Source organism: Mesorhizobium sp. M7A.F.Ca.ET.027.02.1.1, from assembly GCF_004022985.1.
Lineage (GTDB): Bacteria > Pseudomonadota > Alphaproteobacteria > Rhizobiales > Rhizobiaceae > Mesorhizobium.
Genome location: NZ_RZOL01000382.1, coordinates 1 through 5,871 on the forward strand (window position 1 = coordinate 1; position 5,871 = coordinate 5,871).

Sequence of the window (5,871 nt, forward strand, 5' to 3'; positions counted from 1 at the left end):
GATCAGTGCTCTGGAACTGATCGAAAATCCGCAGACCATCGCTGCCGTATCCTTCAACATGGCCAGCGCCACCTGAAACGAGCCCGACCAGGTCGTACTGCTCCGACAGCGTCTGGTAGATGCTGCCGCGCCCCGTGACCTTCACGAACTTGGCATCACCACCGAGGCCTGCGACCTCCACCGTCGTGGTGGCGTAGATACCCTCGTGCGGGTTCTTCATATCGTCGATGGTGTTGTAGACCAACCCGAGGCTGACCGACGACTTGATCCAGGGGCTTTGTTCGATGCCATCAAGGATCGCGGTTGAGATATCGCAGGTGCCGCTGGGGTCTAAATCGGTGGGATTGCAGCCGTCGTCAACTTCATATTTTTCCTGCGAGATGTTGTACGCCAACTGCGTCGAGATGCTGTCGGTGATCGGCAGGCCGAAGCGGATCGTCGCGCCGGTGGTATCGCTGTCATAGTTGTTGTTGTATTCCCGCGTCGACTTGAAGATGTCGAAACCGGCGGCAATGCGCCGTCCGAGGAAATAAGGCTCGGTGAAGGAGAGGCTGTAGTCGCGTGAATTCTTGCCGCCGCCCGCCGACAGCTTGATGAACTGGCCACGACCGAGGAAGTTGCGCTCGGTCACCGATCCTTCGACCGACGGACCGGCCGTGTCGCCACCGGTCGAATAACCAGCGCCCACGGAGAACTCGCCGGTCGATTTCTCGACCACATCGACCACCAGAACGACCTGGTCGGGCTGCGAGCCCGGCACGGTCGAGATGTCGACTTTCTCAAAGTAATTCAAGTTTTCCAGGCGCTTCTTCGAGCGCTGGATGAGCACCTGGTTGAAGGCGTCGCCTTCGCTGACATCGAACTCGCGGCGAATGACATAGTCACGCGTGCGATCATTGCCGCGGATCTCGATGCGCTCGATATAGGCCTTGGTGCCCTGGTCGATCGTGTAGACGACCGAAATGGTGTGGTTCTCGAAATTGCGGTCGCCGCGCGGCGTGACCTGCGCGAAGGCATAGCCGGAACCGGCCACCTTCTCGGTCAGCGCGATGATGGAATCCTCGACGTTCTTGGCGTTGTAGACGTCACCCTTATGGGTCTCGATCACCGATTCCAGCGACTTGCCGTCGACTTCAGGGATTGAGCTCTCGACGCTGACATCACCGAACGTGTAGCGGTCGCCTTCCTGGACGGTGATGGTGACCGTGTACTTGTTCGTCGCGCTGTCGAGCTCGCCGACAGCAGACACGACCTGGAAGTCGGCATAGCCGTGATTGTAGTAGAAGCGGCGCAGCAGCTCCTCGTCCGCGCGCAGCTTGTCATCGTCATAGACGTCGTCGCGCAGGACGAAGGAAAGCCAGGACGAGCGCTTGGTATTGATGATATCCGCCAGGCGGCGGCTGGAATAGGCACTGTTGCCGACGAAATTGACCGCCGCGATCTGCGTGCGATCGCCTTCAACGATGTTGAAGACAACGTTTACGCGATTGTCGCCAAGCTGCATGACCTGCGTGGTCACGGTCACATCGTCACGACCAATGCGCCGGTAAGCAGCCTTGACTGATTCCACGTCGGCATCGAGCGTCGCCTGTGAGAACGTTCCGCGCGGCTTCAGCTGCACCGCCGCCGCAAGCGCATTGTCCTTGAGCTTCTTGTTGTTCTGGAACAGCACCTGGTTGACCACCTGGTACTCGGCGACCTTGACCACCAGCGTCGAGCCGACCTGGTTGATCTGCACGTCCGAAAACAGGCCAGTGCCGAACAGTGCCTTGACCGCACCGTCGATATCGGAACTGGAGAAAGCCTTGCCCGGCTTGATGGTGATGTAATTGCGGATGGTCTCAGCGTCGATACGCTGGTTGCCGCTCACTTCCACTCTGCTGACGACAGCGGCTTCAGCCGCCGATGTGGCAACGAACTGCACTGCGAGCGCGCCTGGCACGACCATGGCCGCGGACAGGGTCACCGCGGACGCGGCGCTTAGAAACTTGGATGCTGCCTTCATCGGGCTTAATAACCTTTTCTCGTAGTCCCCACGGCGAGAAAACCGGACGTGCGGTAATTTCCCCTACCGTATTAACCGGATTTTCCCTACACGCAAGGCTTCTGGTTAATTTGTATTTACTTAACCCTGCGGCGTGGCTTTCGCGTCACTCATATCCCCTTGCATGGTAAACGGCGTCTCAACATCGTCCATGCAGAAGCCAAATTTCTTCATGATTTCAGCACCCAAACAGATCGTTCCAAAAAACGAACCCCATGAAGCACAGCACAAGAAGCAACCCGGCCCGATAGGCCATTTCCATCATCCGTTCCGACACCGGACGGCGAATGACAGCCTCCACCCCGTAGAACAAGAGGTGACCGCCGTCGAGGGGGGGAATCGGCAAAAGGTTCAGAATTCCGATGCCAACGGATAGCAGTGCAACCAGTTGCACGAGCCATTCGAATCCCAGCTTCGCAGCCCTGCCCGCCATGTCGGCGATCTTCACCGGACCGCCCAGCTGACATTTGTCTTCGCGCCCGACAACAAAGCGCTGCAGGAACTGGCCGGTGCGCTGGATGACGTGACCGGTTTCCTCGACCGCCGCCGCGACCGCTCCGACCGGCGTGTAGGTGATGAGCCTCGGCTGACCGAGTTCCTTGTTGTTGACGACACCGATCACGGCGACCTTGACCTTGTTGCCGAGCGCGTCTTCCTGTTCCATCAGCCGCGGCGCCGCGGTCACAGTGACCTCCTGGCCGTCGCGCAGCATGACGAAGGTGATTGCGTCGTCGGCACGGCCCGAGACCAGGCGCTGGACGTCGCCAAAGGTTTCGACCTTGTTGCCGTCGACGCTGACGAATCGGTCGCCGGGAAGGATGCCGGCCTTCGCCGCCGGGCTGTCGGCGGTCACCTCGGCCACCATGGGCTCGGCGACATAGCGGCCATAGGCGGTGAACAGCACGGAAAAGACGACGATCGTCAGCAGGAAATTGAACAATGGTCCGGCCACCACCGTTGCCGCGCGCTTCCAGATCGGCTGCGTGTGAAAGGCGACCTTGCGCTCGTCCTCGGTCAGCGTTTCAATTTCTTCCGACGTGGGCTGGCTCGATGTGGCGTTCATGTCGCCGACGAATTTTACATAGCCGCCAAGCGGGATCGCACACAGTTTCCAGCGCGTGCCGTGGCTGTCGTTGAAGCCGAAGAGTTCCGGGCCGAAGCCGATCGAGAAGGCCCTGACGCCGATGCCGCACCAGCGCCCGACAAGGTAATGGCCCATTTCGTGGACGAACACGACCACGGTCAGCACGAAGAGGAATGGCACCAGCGTACCGAGGACAAAGCCTTCTGTGCTGAAAAGCGCGTGAAGAATCTCGTTCAAGACAAACCCTCAAATTCTTCCACGGCGCGGACTGCGCCGTGACTGTGACACCAATCCGGGCGAATCCAAGGCGCACCGCGCAAAGGACCCTGAAATGACATCGCTCAAACGGGAAACAGACCCTGCGCCGGATGATCGGCGTTCGCCGAAATCCAGCCGATGACGTATAGGGCGAATGCCGCCGCGACAAGCCCGTCGACACGATCCATGACGCCGCCATGGCCCGGGATGAGCGCCCCCGAATCCTTGCGGCCATGGCGGCGCTTGATCCAGGATTCAAACAGGTCGCCTGCCTGCGAGACAATCGACAGCATGAGCGCGACCAGGCCGAGCAATACCATATTGCCGACACCGGCAGCTGCGGCGAGGACCAGCCCGGCGACGACGCCGCCGACAGCGCCGCCGAGTGCGCCGCTGCGCGTCTTGCCGGGCGAGATAGAGGGCGCCAGTTTCGGCCCCCCAATGGCTCGGCCAACGAAATAGGCAAGGATATCGGTGGCCCAGACGACAGCGAACAGGAACAGGATGGCAATGAGGCCTGAACGATCGCCATCGCGCAGCAAGGCGAGCGACAGGCCTGAAACCGCGGCATAGGCAAGGCCGCTCGCATCCCATTGTCCGGTCTTGCGAACCGAGGCGGCTATCGCCGTTGCGGCAACAATGGCCGCCACAAGCGGCAGCAGCCAGGAGGCGGCCAGACCGCCAATCAAGGCGCCAATGAAGACAACCAGCAGTGCTTCCGGCAGGAAACCAAGGCCCGTTGCCCCGGTTGGCCGCGACATGCGGGTCCATTCATAGAAGATCGCCGCTACGATCACGGCACACAGCAGCCGGAACGGCAAACCGCCGATCCAGGTCAAGCCGAGAGTGATGATGGCGAGCACGATCGCCGAAACGATACGCAGTTGAAGATTGCTCATCCCGCGGCCGGTCGCGAAGCGACGTCATGGCCCCCAAGTCCGCCGAAACGGCGTTCGCGGCCAGCAAACTCACGCAAAGCTTCCGCAAGGTGCTCGCGGCTGAAGTCGGGCCAGTAGCAAGGCAGGAAGACGAGTTCGCTATAGGCGGCTTGCCACAGAAGGAAGTTCGACAGCCGGAGCTCGCCGCTGGTGCGGATGACCAGTTCCGGGTCGGGAATGCCTTGCGTATCGAGCGCGCCGGCAAAGCTTTCGGCTGATATCGCCTCGGCGTCGAGTTCGCCACGCGCCACGGCCGCCGCAAGCTTTTGTGCCGTACGAACGATTTCGTCTCGTCCGCCATAGTTGAAGGCGATCACCAGCGTCAGCGATTCGTTTGCGGCCGTCAGCGTTTCGGCCTCGTCGAGCAGTCCCCTGATATCAGACTGCAACCCTGCCCGGTCACCGATGATTCTAACCCGCACACCGCTCTGGTGCAGTTCAGCAAGGTCACGGCGAATGAACATTTTCAAGAGGCCCATCAGGTCGCTGACCTCGGACTTCGGCCGCGACCAGTTCTCCGACGAGAAAGCATAGACGGTCAGGTAGGAAATGCCGAGCCCAGGTGCCGCGCGCACCGTCTTGCGCAGCGCCTCGACACCGGCACGGTGGCCCGCAAGACGGGGCATGCCGCGCGCCTTGGCCCAGCGTCCGTTTCCGTCCATGATGATCGCGACATGCGCGGGCGTTGCCATGTTCTCGCTTTCGGGTCAGCCGGCGGCCATGACCCTAAACCTGCATGATTTCAGCTTCCTTATCGGAAAGCAGGTGGTCGATGGTGCTGATCGTCTCGTCGGTAAGTTTCTGGACCTGGTCCGAGCGCTTGCGCTGATCGTCTTCGCTGATGTCGCCGTCTTTCTCCGCCTTCTTCAGGAAGTCCATGCCGTCGCGGCGCACATGGCGCGCGGCGACACGGGCGTTCTCGGCGTAGGTGTGCGAGATCTTGACCAGTTCCTTGCGGCGCTGTTCGTTAAGTTCGGGAAGTGGAATCCTGAGGTTGGTGCCGTCTACGATCGGGTTGAACCCCAAATTGGATTCGCGGATCGCGCGGTCGACCGCGCCAACCATCGACTTGTCCCATACCGATACCGAGATCATGCGCGGCTCCGGCACCGAGACGTTGGCGACCTGATTGATCGGCATGGTGGTGCCGTAGGCCTGCACCTGGATCGCATCGAGCAGATTGCTGGAGGCGCGACCGGTCCGCAGCGAGGCCAGATCATGCTTGAACGCGGCAATAGCCCCATCCATGCGCCGCTTGAGATCGTCGTACTCACCACTCATCTTTATCTCCTCGACCCGTCTAATGCGGGCTCACTGCTTCGGGCCGTCTTCGAATCGGACTTTCGAAAACCGGCTTCCCTTTTCGGGTCAGGCCGCCGATCAATCGTCCGCGACGACGGTGCAGCGGCCGCCGCCCCTCAGAATATCGCCGAAACCACCTTTTTCGTGGATCGAATAGACGATTATCGGAATGTTGTTTTCGCGCGCAAGTGCAATCGCAGCAGTATCCATGATGGACAGGCCGCGATTTATGACTTCGCCATGGC

5 protein-coding genes and 1 pseudogene are annotated in these 5,871 nt (G+C 60.6%); all 6 read right to left on the reverse strand.

The window, feature by feature from the left end:
- The coding region (gene bamA / locus EN749_RS28920) for an outer membrane protein assembly factor BamA (RefSeq protein WP_128364434.1) at positions 1–2,005 on the reverse strand (2,005 nt) is incomplete at its 3' end.
- A gap of 217 nt (positions 2,006–2,222) precedes the next feature.
- Positions 2,223–3,365, reverse strand: a complete 1,143-nt coding sequence (rseP, locus tag EN749_RS28925) for an RIP metalloprotease RseP (protein ID WP_127273216.1) — start codon at positions 3,363–3,365, stop codon at positions 2,223–2,225.
- A gap of 104 nt (positions 3,366–3,469) precedes the next feature.
- Positions 3,470–4,285: a phosphatidate cytidylyltransferase gene (locus EN749_RS28930; RefSeq protein WP_128364435.1), complete on the reverse strand. Its 816-nt coding sequence runs from the start codon at positions 4,283–4,285 to the stop codon at positions 3,470–3,472.
- Positions 4,282–5,016 (reverse strand): isoprenyl transferase, encoded by a 735-nt coding sequence (locus tag EN749_RS28935; protein WP_127327351.1) that lies wholly within the window; start codon positions 5,014–5,016, stop codon positions 4,282–4,284. Before EN749_RS28935 ends, EN749_RS28930 begins: the two co-directional genes overlap by 4 nt.
- Before the next feature lie 34 nt (positions 5,017–5,050).
- On the reverse strand, positions 5,051–5,605 hold the full coding sequence (gene frr, locus EN749_RS28940; RefSeq protein WP_013531759.1) for a ribosome recycling factor: 555 nt from the start codon (positions 5,603–5,605) through the stop codon (positions 5,051–5,053).
- 99 nt (positions 5,606–5,704) lie between these two features.
- Positions 5,705–5,871 (reverse strand): annotated as a pseudogene (gene pyrH / locus EN749_RS39090) (UMP kinase); the annotation flags it as partial.

Bases quoted from the DNA above. Each gene is read 5' to 3' on its own strand.
- EN749_RS28930 (WP_128364435.1), bottom strand. From the start codon at position 4,285: ATGAGCAATCTTCAACTGCGTATCGTTTCGGCGATCGTGCTCGCCATC.
- frr (WP_013531759.1), bottom strand. From the start codon at position 5,605: ATGAGTGGTGAGTACGACGATCTCAAGCGGCGCATGGATGGGGCTATT.
- EN749_RS28935 (WP_127327351.1), bottom strand. From the start codon at position 5,016: ATGGCAACGCCCGCGCATGTCGCGATCATCATGGACGGAAACGGACGC.